Here is a 23,019-nt window from a genome sequence, read left to right as displayed (position 1 = left end):
CTATGCCTTTAAATAAAGTAACCAACCACATAGACGAGCTTTATAAAAATACCCAAGCGTATATCGAAAGTACGATGGAGTATTACAAGTTGTTCGCTTTTAAAAAGCTTACGGAGAGTTCGTCTATGTTGGTCACTATGCTTGTGGCCGGAAGCATATTTTTAATATTTCTCGGCTTTTTATCTTTTGGGGCAGCATTTTTAATTGGTGATGCTTTAGATAGTTATGCTGCAGGATTTTTTATAGTAGCTGGTTTTTATCTAGTAGTATTCATTCTGTTCCTTCTCTTCGGAAGAAATGTTTTCGACTCATTTATACTTACTAAATTTTCGAAAATGTTCTTTAATGAAAGTACGATCGATGAAGTTTTAGATGAACCTTTACAAACAGAAGTTGACAGCCAATGAAAATTTACGAATCATACGAAGAAATAAACAACGATCTTAAAGTTTTAAAGCTACAAAATCATATCGATAAAGAGCGCATAAAACTTTCTGTAAATAATATTAAAGAAGATTTATCACCCATTAGTGTAGCTACTGGTATTGCTACAAAAATTGCTAAACGAGCTTTTATATTAAAAGCCGTTTCTAAGCTTATCGGTATTCAAAAAGCTAAGATTGTGAATAAATAAAAATTGCTAAGAAGAAGAATTTCAAAAAAGCTCACTGTTAAAGTGAGCTTTTTTGTGTTTATAAACTATACGTTTTGTTATATAATTTATATTTTTAAGTTCTAACATTAACTTATTCAAATGAAATATTCAAACCTTACTGCGCTTTTTGTAGGAGCTTTTCTTGCATTTACGCCCTTTCAGCAAACAAAAGCGCAAAGCAATCAAGATCTTTCGGAAGAAATTCCTTTTAATCCAGAAGTAAAAAAAGGAGTTTTAGAAAACGGACTAACTTACTACATTAAAAACAACGGTAAACCCGAAGACAAAGTAGAATTAAGACTTGTGGTAAATGCAGGTTCAATTTTAGAAGATGAAGACCAAAGAGGTTTAGCTCACTTTATGGAGCATATGAATTTTAATGGTACCAAAAACTTCAAAAAGAACGAACTAGTAGATTACTTACAAAGTATTGGAGTAAAATTTGGGGCGCATTTAAACGCATATACCAGTTTCGATGAGACGGTTTACATTCTTCCTATCCCGAGTGACGATCCAGAAAAACTTGAAAAAGGATTTCAGATTATTGAAGATTGGGCGCACAACGCATTACTAGAAGATAAAGATATCGACGAAGAGCGTGGTGTGGTTTTAGAAGAATACCGTTTAGGCCAAGGTGCCGAGCAGCGCATGCGTCAAGAATATTTACCGAAGATCTTACACGGTTCAAAATACGCAGATCGACTTCCTATTGGTACAAAAGAAAACCTTGAAACTTTTGATTACGAAAGCATTCGTAGTTTTTACAACGACTGGTATCGTCCAGATCTAATGTCTGTAATGGCAGTAGGAGATGTAGATGTAGAAGTTTTAGAACAAAAAATAAAAGATCATTTCGCTCACATTAAAAACCCGAAAGACGAAAGAAAAAGAGAATCTTTCGAGCTCCCTAATCACGAAGAAACTTTAATTGCGATCGAGTCTGATGAAGAAGCAACTTTTGCCAACGTACAAGTTTTATTTAAAGACAAAGGTAATGTTGAAGCAGAAGAAACTTTAGAAGACTATAGAAATTCGATGGTAGAGTCACTATTTGCGCAAATGATCAATAATCGTTTTGATGAATTGAGAAATAGCAATAATCCGCCATTCGTTTACGGTTACAGTTATCACGGTGGTACTTGGTCTAGAACAAAAGAAGCTTACCAATCTTTTGCCATGTGTGACGCCAGTAAGCAGCTTACCGCTTTACGTGCTTTATTAGAAGAGAACGAAAGAGTAAAACAACACGGTTTCACTCAAAGTGAGCTAGAACGCGCTAAAAAAGACATTTTAGCAAGATTAGAACAATCTTTCAAGAATAAAGGTAAAAACGAATCTTCACGTGTTGTTGGAGAATATATTAGAAACTTTCTTGAAAACGAACCAATGCCGGGTATCGATTGGGAGTATAAATTTCATCAAGAACAATTACCTACGATTAATTTAAAAGAGATCAATAGCTTAATTTCAGGTTATATTAAAGATGAAAATAGAGTAGTAGTACTTACCGGTCCAGAGAAAGATGGAGTAGAGCAACCTACAGAAGAACAAGTAAGAGCTTTATTTAAAGAAATTGAAAACAAAGAATTAGAGCCTTACGAAGAAACTGAAGTTGCCGAATCGCTAATGGCAAAAACTCCTAAAAAAGGAAGTATCACTAAAACTGAAACCAATAAAGAATTAGGTACTACAACACTAACCTTAAGCAACGGTGCAACGGTAACTTACAAGAAAACCGATTTTAAAAATGATGAGGTTTTATTTGAAGCATTTAGTTACGGAGGTACATCTTTATATTCTATTGAAGATTATAAAGCTACCACCTTTGCAAATGGTGGTTTAACAGAAGCAGGTGTAAACGATTTTAGCAAAACAGATTTAAGTAAAATGATGTCTGGTAAAATTGTTTCGGTTAATCCTTACATTTCAACGTATAGCGAAGGATTTAGAGGGAATGCAGCACCTAAAAACTTAGAAGAATTATTTCAGTTAACGCATTTATATTTTACCGAATTAAATAAGGATGAAGAAGCTTTTGATTCTTATGTTAATAAGCAAAAAGCATTTTTAGGAAATTTGTTGGCAAGTCCTCAATTTTATTTTCAAAAAGAGTTAGGAGAGTTTATCTATGGTGATAGTCCTCGTTATACAGGATTCCCAACTCCAGAGAAAATGGATGCTGCAGATTACGATTTAGCCTACAAAAAATATCAAGAACGTTTTGCAGATGCAGGCGATTTCCATTTCTATTTTGTAGGTAACATAGATGAAGCAAAGCTTAAAGATTATGCAGCAACTTATTTAGCAAGTTTACCTTCTAAAAATTCAGATGAATCTTATGAAGTTCCAGACTTTAGACCTAAATCTGGATCTCACGAAAAGATTGTAGAAAAAGGTAAAGACCCTAAAAGTTCAGTAAGAATTACTTATCAAGGTGGAGCCAAATACAATAAAAAAGATGCTTACGCTTTAAAAACCTTAGGTGAAATTTTAACCATTAAGCTAGTTGAAAAACTGCGTGAAGAAGAAGGTGGTGTTTATGGTGTTGGTGCAAGAGGTAACATTAGTAAAACTCCTTACGGTTGGTATAATTTTACCATTAGCTTCCCGTGCGGACCAGAAAACGTAGATAAACTTAAAAATGCGGCAATTAAAGAAGTTGAAAAATTAGTTGCAGAAGGTCCTACAGAAAAAGACCTTCAGAAAGTAAAAGAAACGCAATTATTAGAACATAAAGAATCTTTAAAAGAGAACAGATTTTGGTTATCACTCTTAAAGGATGCCGATTATCAGAATGAAGATGCTACTAAAGTATTCGATTATGAAAAGAATGTAGAAAAGATGGATACTTCTTACCTACAGAAAGTAGCTAAAAAATACCTAACCGATGGTTATATTTTAGCGATCCATAATCCGGAAGAAGCTGAATAATTTATCAATTTCAATACAAAAAAAACCCGCTAGATCTTAGCGGGTTTTTTATTTGAATTCAATAAAAATTTTACTCTTCACTTCTATATTCATCGTCATCCATTGGTGGATTTTGTCTCTTTGGTTTCGCTTTTTTAGCAGTTGAAGCAATTCCTTTTACCTTGTTTTGCTCTTTCATTTTCTCACCAATTTGGTTAGAAGCTACAAAAGAAGCGATCATATTATTCAGCATATCACTTCCCGCTTGTGGCGAATTTGGCAATAAAATTAAGTTGGTATCGGTTTCTTCTCCTAAAGATTGTAACGTATCGTAATGCTGGGTAACCACAATTAATGCTGAAGCTTCTTGTGAGTTAATCCCAACATTATTCAAAACATCTACAGATTCTTCTAAACCACGAGCAATTTCTCGACGTTGATCGGCAATACCTTGACCTTGTAAACGTTTACTTTCTGCTTCGGCTCTCGCTTTTGCCACAATTTTAATACGTTCTGCTTCCGCTTCATATTCGGCAGCAACTTTTTCACGTTCAGAAGCGTTAATACGGTTCATCGCTGCTTTTACTTGTACATCAGGATCAATATCGGTCACTAAGGTTTTAATAATATCGTAACCATAATCGACCATCGCATCATTCAATTCTAGTTTTACTGCATTAGCAATATCGTCTTTACGCTCAAAAACGTCGTCTAACTTCATTTTAGGCACTTCTGCACGAACTACATCAAAAACATAAGAAGTTATCTGATCGTGCGGATTTTCAAGCTTATAAAAAGCATCGTAAACCTTCATTTTAATCACTTGAAATTGAACCGAAATCTTTAAACGAACAAATACATCATCTTTCGTTTTAGTTTCAACGATCACATCTAATTGCTGAATTTTTAAATTTAACCTTCCTGCAATTTTATCGAACACCGGAATTTTAAATTGAAGTCCGGAATTTCGAATACTGTTGAATTTTCCAAAGCGCTCAACTACTGCTGCAGTTTGTTGTTTTACGGTAAATATACCGGTGATTAGGATGATTAATCCTAAGAAAATAATAAATCCTGTAAAGAATACTCCCATAACATTTTAATTGATTAATGCTCTAAATATACATGATTAACCGTTAGTTTTTAGATTTCGTTAACAAAAAAAGCAGCTTGAGATCTCAAACTGCTTTTTATGAACTGTTATATTTTTTTATGCTGAATTTATTTCAGCATCTCATCGTATATCTATCCTAATTTTTCAATAGCAAAATCGATACGTTTTAGGGTTTCTTCTTTTCCAATTGAAGTCATAATATGAAATAGATCGGGACCTTTCATTTCTCCAACTAGTGATAAACGGAGTGGTTGCATTACTTTCCCGAAGCCAATTCCTTCATTGGTGATCCATCCTTTTACGTTTTCCTGAAGATTTTCTTGGTTGTAATCTTCTACTTCAGCAATTATATTTTTTACGTTTTGCATAATTTCAGCAGTTCCTTCTTTCCAAGCTTTTTTGGCAGCTTTCGCATCAAAATCTGTAGGAGCTTCAAAATAAAAAGAAGAAAGTTCCCAGAAATCACTTACAAACGTTGCACGTTCTTTAATGGTTTTTACAATTTCTTCGACATAGGTTAGGGCAGGATCAATATTTTTTTCTTTTAAAATTGGTAAAAATTGCTCCGCTAAAACTACATTATCTTGTTCTTGTAAATAATGATGCTGAAACCATTTTGTTTTTTCAGGATCAAATTTAGAACCGCCTTTAGAAACGTGCGCTAAACTAAAAGCTTGGGTTAATTCTTCAAGTGTATAAATTTCTTTTTCTGAACCTTCACCTTCGTTCCAACCTAAGAAAACTAACATATTTAGAACGGTTTGTGGCAAATAACCATCTTCACGGTAACCGGAAGCGATATCTCTGGTTTTAGGATCTTTCCACTCTAGAGGGAATACCGGGAATCCCATTTTATCGCCATCACGTTTACTTAATTTTCCTTTTCCGGTAGGTTTTAAAATTAACGGTAAATGCGCAAATTTAGGAGCTTCCCAACCAAAAGCACGATATAACAAAACGTGTAAAGCTAAAGAGGGTAACCATTCTTCCCCACGAATTACGTGGGTGATTTTCATCAAATGATCATCCACAATATTCGCTAAGTGATAGGTAGGCATTCCGTCACTTTTAAATAAAACTTTATCGTCAAGTACTTTAGTGTTTACTTGTATATCGCCACGAATTTCGTCCTGTAAATCAAGCTCTTCATTTTCTGGAGCTTTAAATCTGATCACATAAGGCTCGCCACTTTCAATTTTTTGCTTGGTTTCTTCCTCAGAAAGCGCTAATGAGTTGTTTAACTCTTCACGATTGTGCCAATTATAGATAAAGGTTTCTTTTTGCGCTTCGTGTTCGGCTCTTTTTTCAGCTAATTCTTCCGCAGTATCAAACGCATAATAAGCATTTCCACTCGCTAATAATTTATCGGCATATTCTCGGTACAAGCCTTTGCGTTCACTTTGGCGGTATGGGCCTGCATCACCTTCTTTTCCCGGGCCTTCATCGTAAGGAATATTTAACCAGTTTAAAGCTTCAACAATATAATCTTCGGCGCCTTCTACATAACGAGTTTGATCGGTATCTTCTATACGTAATACAAAATCACCTTCGTGTTTTTTTGCAAAAAGATAATTGAATAATGCGGTTCTTACTCCGCCAATATGTAAAGGTCCGGTTGGGCTTGGTGCAAAACGCACACGTACTTTCTGAGACATTTTCTTCTGTTTTTTGACAAAGATACAATCTTATCTGTCGAATATTCAACCAAAACGAGAAGATAAAATTGGTAAGAAATTTGTTGAGGTCTTGATGTTAAACTACTTAAGCCATTTAGATAGCTTAAATTTTTATTGTAGTTTTAGAAGTTAACGATTCAGCAAACCTGTTCTCGATGAATAATTACCAACTTATCAAGCATAAGTTAGAAGCTTTTATTAGAAAATATTACTTAAACGAATTGGTAAAAGGAGCAATTTTATTTTTTGCCATTGGTTTTTTATATTTTCTGATCACGGTTTCTTTTGAATATTTTTTCTGGTTAAATTCCCTCGGAAGAAAAATTTTATTCTGGCTTTTTATTGGAGTAGAGGTAGCTTTATTCGGAAGGTTTATTTTGTACCCGCTCGCTAAACTATTTAAACTTTCTAAAGGAATTAATTACGAGCAAGCATCTAAAATTATTGGTGAACATTTCCCGGAAGTAAATGATAAATTGCTGAATATTCTTCAGCTGCATAAAAACGCAAAAAGTAATGATTCTGAATTGTTACTGGCAAGTATCGATCAAAAATCTCTAGAACTACAACCTATTCCATTTCAAATTGCGGTAAATTTTAAATCGAATCTTAGGTATGTAAAGTACGCGATAATTCCCGTGTTTATTTTTTTAGCGATCTATATTTCCGGGAATAGTAATTTATTCTCCGAAAGCTACACACGGGTTGTCAATTACGATCAAGCTTACGAACCACCGGATCCGTTTTCATTTCAACTTAATCAAGAACAACTTCAGGTAAAAGAAAATGAAAGTTTGACCTTAAGAATTTTTACCGATGGTAGTGTAATTCCTGATAATGCTAGTATTCATTACGATGGTGAAACTTATTTTTTAAAGAAGGTAAATCCCGGTGTTTTCGAATATACTTTTGATCGTGTTTCAAAGAATACTGAATTTTATTTTAGTTCGAATGAGGTGACTTCCAAACCTTACCAATTACAAGTGATTAACGTTCCTACCTTGGTAAATTTTGAAATGCAGCTCGATTATCCTGCATATATCGGTAAACAAGACGAAGTTTTAAAAGGAACCGGAAATGCCACCATTCCTGAAGGTACCAGGGTTTCTTGGAATCTTACCGCAAAAGCCACGAACCAAATTCAGTTGAATTTACCCGATACTTTAGAAACGTTTCATCGATCAGAAGATCAGTTTTCGCTTCAACAGCAAATTTTCAGAAACACTTCGTATCAAATTTCAACTTCTAACGAGCAATTAAAAAATTACGAACAGTTGTCGTACCAATTGAAAGTCGTTCGAGATGAATTTCCTGAGCTTGATGTAGAAATGAAACGTGATTCTTTAGATCGTCAAGTAATGTATTTTTATGGTAAAGTAGCCGACGATTACGGTTTAACCAGTTTACAGTTGGTGTATTTTGCCAGTAAAAATCCGAAGGAAACTAAAAAAGTAAACTTACCGGTAAGCACTTCAACATTTGATGATTTTGTGTATTCTTTCCCCGGTGATTTACAATTAGATCGAGGTAAAGCTTACGAATTTTATTTTCAGGTTTTCGATAATGATCAAGTAAATGGAAAAAAGCGAACCAAGAGTGAAACTTTTTCTTTTCGCAAGTTTACCGAAGATGAAGAAACACAAGAACAACTCAACAATCAAGAAGAGACTATAAAAGATATGGATAATTCGTTGCAAAAAATGAAAGAAAGCAACAAAGAATTACAAGAGCTCGATCAATTACAGAAAGAAAAAAAGCAGCTGAATTATAACGACCGAAAAAAATTAGAAAATTACATCGAGCGTCAACAGCAGCAAGAAAAAATGATGAAAGAATACTCTAAGCAGATGAAGGAGAACTTAGAGCAATTTCAGCCAGAAAAAAGTGATCAGTTTAAAGAACAACTACAAGAGCGTTTAGAAAAAAATGAAGAACGTATTGAGCAAAATGAAGAATTGCTGAAAGAATTAGAAAAATATCAAGACAAAATAAACAAAGAAGAGCTTAACCAAAAGATCGAGAAATTAAGCAAACAGAACCAAAATGAACAGAAAAGTTTAGAGCAACTCCTAAAGTTAACGAAGCGTTATTACGTTCAGAAAAAAGCAGAGCAAATTTCTAAAGAGATCAATAAACTTGGAAAAAAACAAGAACAATTAGCTGAGAATGATTCTTTAAATTCTGCGGAAGAACAAGAAAAAATGAATAAAGCTTTTGAAGAATTACAAAAGCAAATGGATGAGTTAGAGGAAGAAAATAATAAACTAAAAAATCCTTTAAAAACTCATCGTGATGAAATAGAGGAAGCATCTATTAAAAATGATCAAAAAGAAGCAAGCGAAGAATTAAAAGGTTCTGAAGAAAAAGAGTCGGAAAATTCTGAACAAAAATCTGGTTCTGAAGAAGAAAATAATGAATCTGGAGACGAACCTTCAGATAAAGAGAATTCAGAAAATTCTGAGCAAAGCCAAGAAGAACAGAATTCTCAACAGCAAAAATCTTCACCTTCTCAAAAAGCCAAACAAAAGCAAAAATCTGCCGGACAGAAAATGCAACAAATGGGGCAAAAGATGATGAATATAATGATGCAAGGAAGCTCAGAGCAAAATCAAGAAGATGCAGAAATGCTTCGGCAAATTTTAGATAATCTAATTACGTTTTCATTTCAGCAAGAAGACTTAATGGAAGATTTTAATGCCATTGAAGAAAACAGTCCGCAATACGCAAAGAAACTGCGTTATCAATATGTTTTAAAAGAGAACTTTCAACACGTAGATGATAGTTTGTATGCTTTAGCTCTGCGAAATCCGATGATTGGCGATCAAATTACTTCGCAACTCACCGACATAGAATTTAATATCGATAAATCTTTAGAAAGATTATCAGAAAATCAAATTAGAACCGGAGTTGCGAGTCAGCAATATGTATTTAAAGGTGCGAATGATTTGGCAAATATGCTTAATGAATCTTTGCAGCAAATGCAGGCGATGTCTATGGGTTCTGGCCAAGGACAGGGTGAAGGTCAACCAAGTCCGGGACAAGGACAAGGGCAGGGAAGAGGTTTTCAATTGCAAGATATTATTCAAAAACAAGGAGAACTTGGGGAACAAATAGGGCAAGGTAAAGGTAAAAAGCAAGGAGAGTCTGGTTCTCCGGGTGAAGGTCAACAAGGTCAATCTGGTCAAGGACAACAATCAGGACAAGATGGTCATTCTGGTTCTCAAGGTGAAAACGAAAGAAACGGTGATGGCGGTCAATCTGGAAGCAATGATAAAGACGGCAACGGTAACCAACAAGGTAAAAACGGACAAAAATCTGCAGAACAATTAAGTGGTGAAATTTATGAGATCTATCAACGTCAGCAAGAATTGCGTAATCAACTAGAAGATATGATTCGTAAAGAAGGTCTAGATGAAAAAGCTAAAAATTTAGTTCGGCAAATGAAGCAAGTAGAAGATGAATTATTGCGTGGCGGAGTTACCGAGCGTACCGAATCTCAAATGAAGAATATTCAGCATCAATTATTAAAGTTAGAAGAAGCTTCCTTACAACAGGGTCAAGATAATAAACGTGAATCTGAAACGAATAGAAAGACGTATCAGAATCCAACTCAACTTCAATTAGATAAGGCGAAAGAATATTTCAACACCACTGAAATTTTAAACAGACAAAGCTTACCTTTGCAACAAAATTTCAAAATAAAAGTTCAAGAATATTTTAAAGCGAATGATTAATTTTTTCAGTGAAAACAATTTTGAATTAGAAGACAATGCAGCTTACGAAAAGTGGTTACAACAAGTCATTATTTCAGAAGAAAAAAAAGAAGGTGATATCAATTATATTTTTTGTGATGATGAATATTTACACGAGATAAATGTAAAGTATTTAAATCATGACGACTATACCGACATCATCAGTTTTGATAATGCGGTAGGAACTATTCTGCACGGTGATATATTTATTAGTACAGAACGTGTGGCTGAAAATGCTGAAAAATTTCAGGTTACTTTTCAGGATGAATTAAAACGAGTCATCGCACACGGATTATTACATTTCTGTGGTTATAAAGATAAAACAGATGATGAAGCGCAACTTATGCGTGAAAAAGAAGATGAAAAAATTAAAATGTTCCACGTGGAACAATAGAAATTTATAAGGTAATGTTTGAGAAAGAATACGATGTGATTGTAGTAGGTGGCGGGCACGCAGGAAGTGAAGCTGCTGCCGCTGCTGCGAATATGGGAAGTAAAACCTTATTAGTAACCATGAACTTGCAAAATATAGCGCAAATGTCTTGTAATCCTGCGATGGGAGGTATTGCAAAAGGGCAAATTGTACGTGAAATCGATGCTATGGGTGGTTACAGCGGTATTGTAAGTGATACCAGCGCTATTCAATTTAAAATGCTGAATAAATCTAAAGGTCCCGCCATGTGGAGTCCGCGTGTGCAAAGTGATCGTATGCGTTTTGCTGAAGATTGGCGAATGATGTTGGAGCAAACTGAAAATTTAGATTTTTATCAAGAAATGGTTTCAGGTATTTTATCTGAGAACGGAAAAATTACCGGAGTACGAACTTCACTTGGTCTAGAAATTAAAGGGAAAAGTGTAGTTCTTACAAACGGAACTTTTCTTAATGGTTTAATTCATATTGGTGAAAAGAATTTTGGCGGAGGAAGATCTGGTGAAAGAGCTGCGACAGGAATTACCGCAGATTTAGTAAATCTAGGTTTTGAATCGGGTAGAATGAAAACAGGAACCCCACCAAGAGTCGATGGACGTTCGTTGGATTTTTCTAAAATGGTAGAACAACCTGGTGATGATATTCCTGCTAAATTTTCTTATTTAGATGTGACCAAGCCGTTAACAAAACAACGCTCTTGCCATATGACGTACACTTCTCCTGAAGTGCATAATTTATTAAAAGAAGGTTTTGATCGCTCTCCCATGTTTAACGGAAGAATCGAAAGTGTAGGGCCGAGGTATTGCCCGAGTATCGAAGATAAAATTAACCGTTTTGCCGATAAAGATCGTCATCAACTTTTTGTAGAACCAGAAGGGTGGAATACGGTCGAGTATTATGTAAATGGTTTTTCAACTTCGTTACCGGAAGATGTTCAATACCGTGCTTTAAAATCTGTTGCCGGTTTTGAAAACGTAAAATTCTTTAGGCCAGGTTATGCAATCGAATATGATTATTTTCCGCCAACACAATTACAACATACCTTAGAAACTAAGTTAGTTGAAGGTTTATATTTTGCCGGTCAAATTAACGGAACCACCGGTTATGAAGAGGCAGCTTGCCAAGGATTAATGGCAGGCATTAATGCTGCGCTTAAAGTTCAAGAGAAAGAAGAATTTGTGTTAAGTCGAGATGAAGCTTATATAGGCGTTTTAATAGATGATCTTATTACTAAAGGTACAGAAGAGCCCTATCGTATGTTTACTTCGCGTGCGGAGTACAGAACCTTGCTTAGACAAGATAATGCCGACTTTAGATTAACAGAGAAATCTTATCAACTTGGTTTAGCATCTGCTAAACGAATGGCGAGAATGGAATCTAAAAAAGATTCTGCAGATGCATTTGTTTCTTTCTTTAGAGAAACGAGTGTGAATCCAGAAGAGATCAATCCGGTCTTAGAAGCTAACAATTCTGCGAGTGTAAAACAAAGTGGTAAAATGTTCAAGATTTTTGCACGACCAAATATGACGATGGAAGATATGCGCAAAATTGAGTCTGTTGAAAAATATATTCAAGAACATCAATTGGATCATGAGGTTTTAGAACAAACTGAAATTCAGGTGAAATATGCTGGTTATATCGAAAAAGAAAAGAACAACGCAGATAAACTTCATCGTTTAGAAAATTTAAAAATTCCATCAGATTTTGATTATATGAAGTTGAAATCAATGTCGATGGAAGCACGTGAAAAATTGAATAAGATTCAACCTAAAACCGTATCGCAAGCTTCAAGAGTGAGCGGAGTAAGTCCGGCAGATATATCGGTTCTTTTGGTTTATATGGGAAGATAATTTTAATGTTCCACGTGGAACAATCCGTATTTTGAAAAAAATAACTTTACTCTTTATAATTGTATTTAGCTTTCAATCTTGTATTCGAGTGCATAAAGCGCCGCGGATTGAAAGCTATAAATTAATTCCTTCGAAGCTAAAAAATGGAAGTACTTCTTACGCATTTCATCTAGATGCAAGCCGAATTTCATTTTATCCAAGAGCCCAGCGATTTTTTGAAATTAAAGAAGATTATTTGCCAGAATCTTTTACTACAAGACTACTTTATCCTGAAGAAGAATTAGAAGTTACTTTTTATTTAAGTACAGATCAAGACAAAAAGCTAGATCTTTTTACAGCAACTTTTAATAGTATCATAGGCTTTGAAAATGGAATTAAGGGAAAAGATATTTCAAGAAAAGGAGAAGATGTTTTTAATTATGTTTATGTTAAAGTAAAAGATTTAGAAGGTAATGATGTTTTTACCGAAGATGATGAACGTAGAAAATCTGTGATTAACATGCTTAATAGTTTTAGAAATTATCTCAATTAAGGTTGAATGTTATAATGGTGAGAATAAAAGTTTTCTTTTTTATAATGATAGTTTCGCTTTCATTTCAATCTTGTTTTTCGGTAAAAAAAGCAAGAGCAGTCGATATTCATGAAATCGATGCTCCGGGAAATGGCGGAGATCTATCGTTTACTTTCGAGTTTAACGGAAATATTGAACTATTTGAGAAACGATCCAGATCATATTTCAATTTAAAAGAAAAGTATTTTCCGTACAGTTTTACTACAAAAGCTTTGTATCCCGATGAAGAATTAACCGTATTTATTTCTATTTTTGAAGACGACGATAAATTTGTACAGTTAGTAACTTTATCAGGTCTGCTCGGTACAAGAGATAAAGAAAAAGAACCGACAGTTAAAAAAACCATGCATCATTATATTTCTATTCAGGTTACCGATGCAGAAGGAAATGATATTTTACAAGAAAAAAGTTTACGCCAACAAACCGTGATGGAGCGTTTACGATTTTACCAAAGAATTATAGATTAATGAAAACCTCTCAAAAAAAACCTTTTTTAACTTGTAAAGATTATACAGTTAGTGGTGAAAGTTTTGAATTGATCTATAACGATCATCAAGATATTTTAATTACGCAACCCCAGCCTTCATCAGAAGATCTTCCTAAGTATTATCAAAGTGAAGATTATATTTCGCATACCGATGCGAGTAAAAAATTTTCAGATAAACTTTATCAAGGTGTAAAAAATGTGATGCTTCAGAAAAAAGTGAAGTTGATCGATTCTTTAGTGAATTCAGAAAATAAAACCTTACTAGATATTGGCGCAGGAACCGGAGATTTTTTAAAAACAGCCAAACAAAGCAATTGGAAGGTTAGGGGAGTGGAGCCAAATTCTGCAGCTAGAAAATTAGCGGAGCAAAAAGAGATTCATTTAATTGAAGATATTTCTTTAATTTCTTCGGAAGAAAAATTTGATCTAATTAGTCTTTGGCATGTGTTAGAACATATTCCCGACTTAGATCTTCAAATAGAAAAATTTCATTCATTATTAAATAGAAATGGATATTTAATTATTGCAGTGCCTAATTTTAAAAGTTACGATGCTAGTTATTACCAAGAGTTTTGGGCAGCTTACGACGTGCCTCGACATTTATGGCATTTTTCAAAAGAAGGAATGGTTAGATTATTGGAATCTCATCAATTTCAATTTCAAAAGACTTTACCTTTAGTTTTTGATTCTTTTTATGTGAGTTTACTTTCTGAAAAATATAAAACCGGAAAATCTAATTTTCTAAAAGCTTTTCGATTAGGAATGAAGAGTAATTTGAAAGCAAAACGCACAAATGAGTATTCCAGCTTAATATATGTCTTCAAAAAGGCTTAAAATCAATTCTAAGCTCTTTTTAGCTTGTTTAACTGTTTGAGTTAATAAATTAGTAGTCTAAAATTTATTTCGCGCTTAAAACTTCTAAAATTAATTCTGTTTTAATAGATTTATTCTATTGAAAATAATAAAATATAGATTTATCTAATTAATAGAGAATTAACCTATTTTTTGAAAATACTTCTTACTTTCGCAACTCTAATTTAAATAAGAAAGAAAAATGAAAAAAATTGCTTTAGTAATTTTTGGTGCAGCAATACTTACTTCTTGTAATCAAAATCAAGAAAAAACAGCTTATGTTGATAATACAGTTTTGATTCAGGATTTTAAAGAAATGAAAGAAACAGAAACTCGTTTCAACAAACGTTCAGAAAAGCTTCAAAAAAGTTTAGATTCTGTAGCAAGAGCATTTCAGGCAGAAGTTCAGGATTACCAAAGTCAATCAGCATCGATGTCTGATGCACAACGTCAAGAAAAAGAACAACAGCTAATGCAAAAACAGCAAATGTTGTCGAGACAGCAACAAATGCAAAGCGGACAGTTAAGAGAAGAAAGCGATAAAATTATCGATTCTTTAATTACAAAGGTGAAAGATTTTGTTGGCGATTACGGAAAAGAAAATGGTTATACTTACATTTTTGGTTCTAACGAATCTGCTAATATTATGTACGCAAAAGAAGGTAAAGATATTACCGATGAGGTTTTAAAAGCCTTAAATGAAGAATATGCTGGAGCTGAAACCACTGCCGAAGAAACTTCAACAGAAGAATAAAAAGTCTTACATATAGATTAAAAAAGCCTCTGAAATTTCAGAGGCTTTTTTTATGCTTTTTTATGTAATAAACGAGTTAGTTTTATCGAGAGATCGGTAAGAACCAATTTAGCATTTACATTACGTTCGATGTGGTAAATAGCTTTTTCTAACTCTTCAGTAATTTCAAGAATATTATTTCCGTGAACAAAAGGAGCAAATTTTTCTAATTGAAATCCTTTCGTAGCCGGTTCAAGATACACCAATTTTCCTTGAGTATAATTTTGCATTAAGGCTTGTCTGAAGAAATTTTGACAATACAACAAAAAGCGTTTTTGCGATTCTCGTCCGACACCGGCAATTTCTTCACTCCAACTAATCAATTCTCGAATCGAAGCTTTGTTGCCTTTTGCTTTAAAAGCGGTTCTTACCCAAGCAATAAACCATTCTTCAAATTGATGATCGTCATCATCGTTATGTAAAAAATGAAGTGCCGTGTTGTAACTACCTTGCGCGCGATTGGCAATTTTTAATGCCTCTGCAGGAGCACAATCGTGATATTTGGTTAATGCATCAGCAATTACTTGCTCTCCCAACGGCGGAAAATGTAAAACTTGACAACGAGAACGGATGGTTTGTAGAATATCTTCTTCATTTTCAGCAATTAAAATAAGAAGCGTTTTATTGGGTGGCTCCTCAATTAGCTTAAGCAACTTATTGGCACATTCGGTATTCATTTTATCGGCGCCCCAAATAATCGAAACTTTAAAACCACCTTCGTACGATTTTAAAGAAAGCGTTTTTAAGATTTCAGCAGCTTCCTGTACGCGAATTTCTCCTTGCTGATTTTTTACGCCCAGCGATTGATACCAATCATATAAACTTCCGTAAGGATTTTCTTTGACAAATGTTCGCCACTCGGTAATAAAATCGGTCGATTTAGGCTTCTTAACGCCGCCCTTTCCCGTAATTACCGGATAAGCAAAATGCAAATCGGGATGCGTGATCGAGTTGAACTTTAAATTACAAGCTTGATTGCCGTTATCATTTTCACCATTACTGTTTTTACACAACACATATTGTGCATAAGCGATCGCCATCGATAACGTACCATAACCGGGAGCTCCCACAAACAATTGCGCGTGAGGTATTCTACCATTATCGGCAGTTCCCGTAAGGTGCTTTTTGATATGTTCTAAGCCAAGAATTTCTGTAAATAACATACCGGGCGAAAATAGTTATTTTAGATTTATTTTGGTTGAATTTACTTCACAAAGCAATAAATAATTAAATTTGAAAAAAACATATTTATGAAAACCATTGAAGACTATAATTTTAAAGATAAGAAAGCTTTAATACGTGTAGATTTTAACGTGCCTCTTAACGAAAAACACGAGGTGACCGATGCTACAAGAATCGAAGCTGCTAAACCGAGTATTACAAAAGTTTTGGAAGACGGCGGCGCAGTAGTTTTAATGTCGCATTTAGGAAGACCAAGCGGCGTTCAAGAAGAATTTTCTTTAAAACATATCGTCAACAAAGTTTCTGAAGTAATTGGCGTACAAGTAAAATTTGCCGGCGATTGCGTAAGTGAAGAAGCTTTTGAAATGTCTAGCAATTTAAAAAGCGGAGAAGTTTTAGTACTTGAAAATCTTCGTTTTTATGAAGAAGAGAAAAAAGGAGATCAAGCTTTTGCTGAAAAATTAGCTAAACACGGTGATGTTTACATTAACGATGCATTTGGTACGGCGCACAGAGCGCACGCTTCAACAACGATCGTAGCACAATTTTTTGAAGAAAAATGTTTCGGTTATTTATTAGCTAAAGAAATTAAGAGCTTAGATAAAGTTTTACATTCAGAAGAAAAACCGGTAACTGCAATTTTAGGAGGAGCAAAAGTTTCTTCAAAAATTACAGTGATCGAAAATATTTTACCAAAAGTAGATAACCTAATTATCGGCGGAGGTATGGCTTATACGTTTATAAAAGCCCAAGGCGGAAGTATTGGAGATTCTTTAGTAGAAGACGATAAGCAAGAATTGGCACTTTCAATTTTAAAGAAAGCAAAAGAGCAAAATACCAATATCGTACTTCCGGTAGATTGTGTAATTGCCGATAAATTTGATGCTAATGCCAATAAAGATACTTCAGCGATCGATAGTATTCCAGAGGGTTGGATGGGCTTAGATGCCGGGCCTAAATCTTTAGAAAACTTAAAGCAAGTAATTTTAGATTCAAAAATTATTCTTTGGAACGGACCTTTAGGAGTTTTCGAAATGGATGCTTTTGCTAAAGGAACCATTGCTGTAGGTAATTTTGTTGCTGAAGCTACTAAAAACGGAGCTTTTTCTCTTGTAGGAGGTGGCGACAGTGTTGCTGCGGTAAAACAATTTGGTTTTGAAGATAAAGTAAGTTACGTATCTACCGGTGGTGGAGCGATGTTAGAATTACTAGAAGGTAAATCTTTACCGGGTATTGCCGCAATAGAAGAAGCTTAGGCATAATTCTTGTTTCAATTTAATAAATCACCTATACTAATATTCTGCAAATTGAGTTTTAGTATAGGTGTTGTTATACCCCATTTTTAACGGGAAAATTAGCTATATGAAGATAAAAAATGTTGTTTTAGGAATCACATTTTGCTCAGGGATCGTTTTTGCACAAACCCCAAAGCAAGAAAAAGATTCTATTGCGGTAGAAGTTGAAGAAACCCAAGAAGAAATAGATTTTACCAAAAAAGCTGAAAGACATCCCGGTTTCGACCGAGTGATCGAGCCTCAATTTACGGCATTTTCACGCTCTTCGAGTTTTTTAAATGAAGAGGTGCTGTTTGGTTTACGCGATTATCATCAACCCGCTTTAATCGATTCTATTTGGCAGCAAACACTCTTAGATTCTCGTTTATACGACGAGATGCAAGAAAGCATTGAAAATATTCCTTATAACGATACGGTTAACAAAGCTATTTCAACAGAAGTTTTAAAAGAACGTCTAGCGCTTTTAAATGCAAAAACTCCTTTTAATGTTACTTATAACGAGTCTTTAGAAAGCGTTATCCAATATTATTTAAAGCGCGATAAAGAAGTGATGGAGCGTTTAATGTCGTTAGGGCATTATTATTTTCCGTTATTTGAAGAGAAACTCGATAAATACGATATTCCTCTAGAAATAAAATATTTAGCGATTGTAGAATCAGCTTTAAATCCGCGTGCTAAATCTAGAGTAGGAGCGACCGGTCTTTGGCAATTTATGTTTGCCACCGGTAAAATGCACGGTTTAGACGTGAGTAGTTACGTAGATGAACGTATGGATCCGGTTTTAGCTACCGAAGCTGCTTGTCAATACTTATCTAATTTATACAAAACTTTTGGCGATTGGGATCTGGTGTTGGCTTCTTACAATTCTGGACCCGGTAACGTTTCTAAAGCCATTCGTAGAAGCGGCGGAAACACCGATTATTGGGAACTTCGCAATTATTTACCAAGAGAAACCGCAGGTTATGTGCCGGCATTTTTAGCTACGATGTATTTATTTGAATACGCCGATGAGCATGGTTATCAACCTTACCAACCGGAGATCACTTATTTTGAAACCGATACCGTGAAGGTAAAACAGCTCATTAAATTTGATCAAATTACGCGTGTTACCAATATTGATACCGAATTATTAGAGTTCTTAAATCCGAGTTATAAGCTTAATATTGTTCCGTTTATTAAAGATGAAGAATACTATATTCGGTTGCCTTTAGTGGAGACCGGTATTTTTGTGGCCAATGAAAATTTGATTTACAATTATGCTGAAGAAGCCATTTTAGCTACTGCGGAAGAAAAACCACTACCAAAATACTACGAAGCCGACGATAAAATTAGATACCGCGTAAGATCTGGAGATTACTTAGGAAGAATTGCTGAAAAATTTGGTGTTGGTGTAAGTAAAATCAGACGTTGGAATAATTTACGAAGCAATAATATTCGCGTGGGGCAATATTTAACCATTTACCCCAGAAAGCCGGTCGCGAGCAATCCGGTGAATATTCAGAAGCCCACTTCAACAAAAAACACTTCTGTAAAAACTTCAGAAAAGTATTATATTGTAAGAAAAGGAGACTCGCTGTGGAGCATCTCTAAAAAATTTCCTGGGATTACGGTGCAAAACATTCAAAAGTGGAATGATATTAGCGGGAACAAGTTAAAACCGGGAATGAAATTAAAAGTTTCTAACGGTTAAGCACTAATCAAAAGTCAAACAAATGAAAAAAATTGCCGTTTTATTCTTCAGCATCGTGTTACTCATCGGGTGTAAAGAATCTAATAATAAAAACGAAAAAATACTTTCAGAGTCATCCGGAAGATTAAATAGTCTTTCTATCGTGATCGATAACGAATTATGGGAAGGCCAAGTAGGGGAGAATTTAAGAGAAAAACTTGCCGCTCCGGTAGATGGTTTACCACAGCAAGAACCTTTATTTTCGCTTAATCAAATTCCGCCGAAAGCATTTTCTGGTTTTGCCGCAAGAAACCGAACGTTTTTATACATTAAAAACAGTCAGTCGGCTAATTTTGAAGTTGTAAAAGACACGATGGCGAAACCACAAACCGGTATTTATATTTCTGGAGCAACACCTTCAGAAATTAATAAAGTAATTAATGAAAATACCGAAAAGATCATTCAGACCTATATAAAAGCTGAATTAAAAGAGCAACAACGCAGAATTTCAAAATCTTTAAAAAGCGATCAAAAACTAGAAGAATCTTTAGGCGTGAGTATGAAGTTTCCTACAGCATATCGTTATGCGAAGACCGAAGACGATTTTTTCTGGATTAGAAAAGACATTAAACACGGTAGTATGGAAATTCTGGTTTATGAAGTACCTATGCAAGTGATCGATAAAGACACGAATGTAATTGGTAATATTATTAAAATGCGTGACTCCATTGGTGAGCAACACGTGCCGGGACCAAATGAAGGTTCTTTTATGATTACCGAAGAAGCTTATGCGCCATATTTATTTGAAACTAAAATAGATGGTAAATTTGCTTACGAAACCAAAGGAACTTGGGAAGTAAAAGGCGCTTTTATGGCGGGACCTTTTATTAATTATGCGGTAAGAGATGAAGAGAATGACCGCTATTTAGTGCTAGAAGGCTTTGTATTTAAACCTTCAAATACCAAACGAGATAATATTTTTGAGCTCGAATCCATCTTAAGATCTGTCAAGTTTCAATAATAAAAAAGCCCGATGAAAATTTCATCGGGCTTTTTTATTTCAAATGGTTTTTGTCGAATAAACTTTTATGATTGTTTATTGTCTTCAACTTTTTTGTCAGTAGTTGGTTCATCTTCTTTTGAAGCATCTTTAAATTCTTTTATTCCGCTTCCTAATCCCTTCATTAATTCAGGAATCTTTTTTCCGCCAAATAAAAGTAAAACAACTACACCAATGATAATGTATTGCCAGGCTCCAATTACTAAAAAAATACCTAATGACATAATTTAATGTTTTAATGTACTACAAACATAATAATTAATATTTAATGTTTGCGTTAACATCTTAATAAATAAGCTCACAATAATAGATTATTCTATATTTGTATTGTAATTCGCTTGTATGGCAAAGAAGAAAAATAAAGAAAAAAAACTTGCAAAAAAGCTACTTCATAAATACCGTTTAGTGGTATTAAATGAAGATACTTTTGAAGAAAAATTTGCATTTAAACTCACCCGACTTAATGTATTTGTAACTGTGGGAGTTTCGATGTTGGTACTAATTATTTTAACTACCTTATTCATTGCATTTACGCCGTTAAGAGAATACATACCGGGTTATTCTTCAGCAAAATTAAATCATCAAGCCACACAACTCGTCTTAAAAACAGATTCGTTACAACAAGTTATCCATAAACAAAATCAATATTTCAAATCGATTAGCAATGTATTAAGCGGAAAGGTTTCTGTAGAGAATTTTAATAAAGATTCTATACTTAATACTAATGAAAATATTGCTGAAGTTACTTTAAACCCTTCCAAAGAAGATTCGCTACTTCGAGAACAAGTAGAACAAGAAGACAAATATAACGTGATCGATGTTGCGGTGGATCGTACCGATTTTAAATTATTTCCGCCGGTAAAAGGGCAAATTTCTGAAGCTTATAATGCAGAAGAAAATCATTTTGCAGTCGATATTGTGACTACAAAAAATACACCTGTTAAAGCCACCGCAGAAGGAACCGTAGTTTTTTCTGAATGGACGGCAGAAACAGGATATGTAATTATCATCGAACATCGTTACGGTTTAATTTCGGTTTACAAGCACAATTCCTCTTTAGCAAAAGAGCAAGGAGAATTGGTAAAAAAGGGAGAAGTGATTGGGATGGTTGGTTCTACGGGAGAATTAAGTACCGGACCGCATTTACATTTTGAATTGTGGAGTAACGGTAGACCGGTAAATCCAACAGATTTTTTAGAATTCGAATAGTATGAGTTTAAAGTCTTTTGCTGCAAAAATTTTTGCTAACTATATCAAACATCAAACGCAAAGTTGGGCTTCAAAACCGGTTGAAACTCAGCAAAAAGTATTTCAGCAGCTTATTCAGCAAGCTAAAAATACAAGCTTTGGTAAAGATCACAGCTTCGATAAGATTCAATCTACGCAAGATTTTGCTCAGCAAGTTCCTATTCGTGATTATGAAGAGTTAAAACCTTACGTAAATCAAGTAGTTGAAGGAAAAGAAAATATTTTATGGCCGGGTAAACCGCTCTATTTTGCTAAAACTTCAGGGACGACAAGCGGAGCAAAATACATTCCGCTTACCAAAGAATCGATGCCAACGCACATTAACGGAGCGAGAAACGCTATTCTTAATTATATTGCTGAAACCGGAAATGCCGATTTTGTTGATGGTAAGATGATCTTTTTGCAAGGGAGTCCGAAATTAGACAGCAAAAACGGAATACAATTAGGTCGACTTTCTGGGATCGTGGCGCATTTTGTGCCTTCCTATTTGCAGAAAAACAGATTGCCCAGTTGGGATACCAATTGCATTGAAGATTGGGAAGATAAAATTGAAGCGATCATAGAAGAAACGCTAGCGGAAAATATGACCGTAATTAGCGGAATTCCTTCTTGGGTGCAAATGTATTTTGAAAAGATCTATCAAAAAACAGGAAAGAAAGTAGGCGAAGTTTTCCCTGAGTTTGATCTGTTTATTTACGGTGGCGTTAATTTTGAACCTTACCGAGCAAAATTTGAAAATCTCATCGGTAGAAAAGTACCAAGTATCGAGCTTTTTCCCGCTTCTGAAGGGTTTTTTGCTTACCAAGATAAGCAAGACGAGAAAGGAATGCTCTTGCGTTTAAATTCCGGTATTTTTTATGAGTTTATAAAAGCAGAGGATTTTTTTTCTGAAAATCCGCAACGATTAACCATTGGTGAAGTAGAAACTAATGTGAATTACGTGATGGTAATTTCTACCAACGCCGGTTTATGGGCTTATAATTTGGGAGATACCGTTATGTTTACCAACACAAAACCTTATCGGGTTATTGTTTCAGGTAGAATAAAACATTTTACTTCAGCTTTTGGAGAACATGTGATTGCTAAAGAAGTGGAAGCTGCGATGAGTGAAGCAACCAAGGAGTTTAACTTTCAGATCGCAGAATTTACCGTGGCGCCACAAATTAACCCAAAAGAAGGTTTGCCGTATCACGAATGGTTTATTGAGTTTGAAAAAGAACCGGAGTCATTACCAAAACTTTCCGCCTTTTTAGATCGACGTTTACAAGAGCAAAATTCGTATTATAAAGATTTAATTGAAGGAAATATTTTAAAACCTTTGGTGATTTCAACCGTAAAAAAAGAAGGTTTTCAACAGTATATGAAATCGATCGGAAAATTGGGCGGGCAAAATAAAATTCCGCGTTTAGCCAATGACCGAAAAATAGCCGATGAGCTTGAAAAACTTCAGCAATAAAAATTATTATATATTTATC

General features: G+C 34.5%; 19 protein-coding genes. 15 read left to right on the top strand and 4 right to left on the bottom strand.

Going from position 1 to position 23,019, the window contains the following annotated elements:
* The first annotated feature begins 2 nt into the window (after positions 1-2).
* The 3 genes from G551_RS15625 to G551_RS0108925 all read left to right on the top strand — a co-directional run bounded on the left by G551_RS15625 (position 3) and on the right by G551_RS0108925 (position 3,586).
* Positions 3-407, top strand: coding sequence for a phage holin family protein (locus G551_RS15625; RefSeq protein WP_051191343.1), 405 nt, complete (start codon positions 3-5; stop codon positions 405-407).
* Positions 404-634, top strand: a complete 231-nt coding sequence (locus tag G551_RS0108930; protein WP_027885256.1) for a DUF6327 family protein — start codon at positions 404-406, stop codon at positions 632-634. The genes G551_RS15625 and G551_RS0108930 overlap by 4 nt, the downstream gene beginning before the upstream one ends.
* Positions 635-754: 120 nt before the next feature.
* On the top strand, positions 755-3,586 hold the full coding sequence (locus G551_RS0108925) for a M16 family metallopeptidase (RefSeq protein WP_027885255.1): 2,832 nt from the start codon (positions 755-757) through the stop codon (positions 3,584-3,586).
* Between the two features lie 70 nt (positions 3,587-3,656).
* On the opposite strand, the gene G551_RS0108920 is transcribed toward G551_RS0108925, so the two are convergent.
* Both G551_RS0108920 and gltX read right to left on the bottom strand, forming a co-directional pair.
* Positions 3,657-4,658 carry an SPFH domain-containing protein gene (locus tag G551_RS0108920; protein WP_027885254.1) on the bottom strand — a complete coding sequence of 334 codons (1,002 nt, stop codon included), beginning with the start codon at positions 4,656-4,658 and terminating at the stop codon, positions 3,657-3,659.
* A gap of 152 nt (positions 4,659-4,810) precedes the next feature.
* The gene (gltX, locus tag G551_RS0108915) at positions 4,811-6,334 is read right to left on the bottom strand and encodes a glutamate--tRNA ligase (RefSeq protein WP_027885253.1); all 1,524 of its coding nucleotides are present in this window, start codon (positions 6,332-6,334) and stop codon (positions 4,811-4,813) included.
* Positions 6,335-6,510: 176 nt separating this feature from the next.
* Between gltX and G551_RS0108910 the strand changes: the two genes are divergently transcribed.
* From G551_RS0108910 to G551_RS0108880, 7 genes are all read left to right on the top strand, one after another.
* Complete coding sequence (locus G551_RS0108910; RefSeq protein WP_027885252.1) at positions 6,511-10,089, top strand: DUF4175 family protein; 3,579 nt, start codon at positions 6,511-6,513, stop codon at positions 10,087-10,089.
* A complete protein-coding gene (gene ybeY / locus G551_RS0108905) occupies positions 10,082-10,501 on the top strand; it encodes an rRNA maturation RNase YbeY (RefSeq protein WP_027885251.1) in 420 nt (139 codons plus the stop codon). Before G551_RS0108910 ends, ybeY begins: the two co-directional genes overlap by 8 nt.
* Positions 10,502-10,515: 14 nt before the next feature.
* On the top strand, positions 10,516-12,387 hold the full coding sequence (mnmG, locus tag G551_RS0108900; protein ID WP_027885250.1) for a tRNA uridine-5-carboxymethylaminomethyl(34) synthesis enzyme MnmG: 1,872 nt from the start codon (positions 10,516-10,518) through the stop codon (positions 12,385-12,387).
* 31 nt (positions 12,388-12,418) lie between these two features.
* Entirely contained in the window at positions 12,419-12,919 is a 501-nt protein-coding gene (locus tag G551_RS0108895) for a hypothetical protein (protein ID WP_156876772.1), read from the top strand.
* Positions 12,920-12,963: 44 nt separating this feature from the next.
* Complete coding sequence (locus tag G551_RS0108890) at positions 12,964-13,425, top strand: hypothetical protein (RefSeq protein ID WP_027885248.1); 462 nt, start codon at positions 12,964-12,966, stop codon at positions 13,423-13,425.
* Entirely contained in the window at positions 13,425-14,279 is an 855-nt protein-coding gene (locus G551_RS0108885; RefSeq protein ID WP_027885247.1) for a class I SAM-dependent methyltransferase, read from the top strand. Before G551_RS0108890 ends, G551_RS0108885 begins: the two co-directional genes overlap by 1 nt.
* A gap of 220 nt (positions 14,280-14,499) precedes the next feature.
* A complete protein-coding gene (locus G551_RS0108880) occupies positions 14,500-15,051 on the top strand; it encodes an OmpH family outer membrane protein (protein ID WP_027885246.1) in 552 nt (183 codons plus the stop codon).
* A 50-nt stretch (positions 15,052-15,101) separates the two neighbouring features.
* Here the strand turns inward: G551_RS0108880 and G551_RS0108875 are convergent, their stop codons facing one another.
* A complete protein-coding gene (locus G551_RS0108875) occupies positions 15,102-16,253 on the bottom strand; it encodes a DNA polymerase III subunit (RefSeq protein ID WP_027885245.1) in 1,152 nt (383 codons plus the stop codon).
* An 87-nt stretch (positions 16,254-16,340) separates the two neighbouring features.
* Between G551_RS0108875 and G551_RS0108870 the strand changes: the two genes are divergently transcribed.
* The 3 genes from G551_RS0108870 (at position 16,341) to G551_RS0108860 (ending at position 20,257) form a co-directional block, all read left to right on the top strand.
* Complete coding sequence (locus G551_RS0108870; RefSeq protein WP_027885244.1) at positions 16,341-17,528, top strand: phosphoglycerate kinase; 1,188 nt, start codon at positions 16,341-16,343, stop codon at positions 17,526-17,528.
* A 106-nt stretch (positions 17,529-17,634) separates the two neighbouring features.
* Positions 17,635-19,257, top strand: a complete 1,623-nt coding sequence (locus tag G551_RS0108865; RefSeq protein ID WP_027885243.1) for a LysM peptidoglycan-binding domain-containing protein — start codon at positions 17,635-17,637, stop codon at positions 19,255-19,257.
* A gap of 22 nt (positions 19,258-19,279) precedes the next feature.
* Positions 19,280-20,257 (top strand): DUF4837 family protein, encoded by a 978-nt coding sequence (locus tag G551_RS0108860; protein ID WP_027885242.1) that lies wholly within the window; start codon positions 19,280-19,282, stop codon positions 20,255-20,257.
* Between the two features lie 65 nt (positions 20,258-20,322).
* On the opposite strand, the gene G551_RS0108855 is transcribed toward G551_RS0108860, so the two are convergent.
* Complete coding sequence (locus G551_RS0108855; protein WP_036243578.1) at positions 20,323-20,520, bottom strand: twin-arginine translocase TatA/TatE family subunit; 198 nt, start codon at positions 20,518-20,520, stop codon at positions 20,323-20,325.
* Between the two features lie 118 nt (positions 20,521-20,638).
* On the opposite strand from G551_RS0108855, the gene G551_RS0108850 reads away from it, so the two are divergent.
* On the top strand, positions 20,639-21,505 hold the full coding sequence (locus tag G551_RS0108850; RefSeq protein WP_027885240.1) for a M23 family metallopeptidase: 867 nt from the start codon (positions 20,639-20,641) through the stop codon (positions 21,503-21,505).
* A gap of 1 nt (position 21,506) precedes the next feature.
* Entirely contained in the window at positions 21,507-23,000 is a 1,494-nt protein-coding gene (locus G551_RS0108845) for a GH3 auxin-responsive promoter family protein (RefSeq protein ID WP_027885239.1), read from the top strand.
* Positions 23,001-23,019: the final 19 nt, after the last annotated feature.

The organism is Mesonia mobilis DSM 19841, assembly GCF_000423405.1.
Taxonomy (GTDB): domain Bacteria; phylum Bacteroidota; class Bacteroidia; order Flavobacteriales; family Flavobacteriaceae; genus Mesonia; species Mesonia mobilis.
This window is presented reverse-complemented; position numbering and strand designations above follow the sequence as displayed.

Bases quoted from the DNA above. Each gene is read 5' to 3' on its own strand.
- G551_RS15625 (WP_051191343.1), top strand. From the start codon at position 3: ATGCCTTTAAATAAAGTAACCAACCACATAGACGAGCTTTATAAAAAT.
- G551_RS0108930 (WP_027885256.1), top strand. From the start codon at position 404: ATGAAAATTTACGAATCATACGAAGAAATAAACAACGATCTTAAAGTT.
- G551_RS0108925 (WP_027885255.1), top strand. From the start codon at position 755: ATGAAATATTCAAACCTTACTGCGCTTTTTGTAGGAGCTTTTCTTGCA.
- G551_RS0108920 (WP_027885254.1), bottom strand. From the start codon at position 4,658: ATGGGAGTATTCTTTACAGGATTTATTATTTTCTTAGGATTAATCATC.
- gltX (WP_027885253.1), bottom strand. From the start codon at position 6,334: ATGTCTCAGAAAGTACGTGTGCGTTTTGCACCAAGCCCAACCGGACCT.
- G551_RS0108910 (WP_027885252.1), top strand. From the start codon at position 6,511: ATGAATAATTACCAACTTATCAAGCATAAGTTAGAAGCTTTTATTAGA.
- ybeY (WP_027885251.1), top strand. From the start codon at position 10,082: ATGATTAATTTTTTCAGTGAAAACAATTTTGAATTAGAAGACAATGCA.
- mnmG (WP_027885250.1), top strand. From the start codon at position 10,516: ATGTTTGAGAAAGAATACGATGTGATTGTAGTAGGTGGCGGGCACGCA.
- G551_RS0108890 (WP_027885248.1), top strand. From the start codon at position 12,964: ATGATAGTTTCGCTTTCATTTCAATCTTGTTTTTCGGTAAAAAAAGCA.
- G551_RS0108885 (WP_027885247.1), top strand. From the start codon at position 13,425: ATGAAAACCTCTCAAAAAAAACCTTTTTTAACTTGTAAAGATTATACA.
- G551_RS0108880 (WP_027885246.1), top strand. From the start codon at position 14,500: ATGAAAAAAATTGCTTTAGTAATTTTTGGTGCAGCAATACTTACTTCT.
- G551_RS0108875 (WP_027885245.1), bottom strand. From the start codon at position 16,253: ATGTTATTTACAGAAATTCTTGGCTTAGAACATATCAAAAAGCACCTT.
- G551_RS0108870 (WP_027885244.1), top strand. From the start codon at position 16,341: ATGAAAACCATTGAAGACTATAATTTTAAAGATAAGAAAGCTTTAATA.
- G551_RS0108865 (WP_027885243.1), top strand. From the start codon at position 17,635: ATGAAGATAAAAAATGTTGTTTTAGGAATCACATTTTGCTCAGGGATC.
- G551_RS0108860 (WP_027885242.1), top strand. From the start codon at position 19,280: ATGAAAAAAATTGCCGTTTTATTCTTCAGCATCGTGTTACTCATCGGG.
- G551_RS0108855 (WP_036243578.1), bottom strand. From the start codon at position 20,520: ATGTCATTAGGTATTTTTTTAGTAATTGGAGCCTGGCAATACATTATC.
- G551_RS0108850 (WP_027885240.1), top strand. From the start codon at position 20,639: ATGGCAAAGAAGAAAAATAAAGAAAAAAAACTTGCAAAAAAGCTACTT.
- G551_RS0108845 (WP_027885239.1), top strand. From the start codon at position 21,507: ATGAGTTTAAAGTCTTTTGCTGCAAAAATTTTTGCTAACTATATCAAA.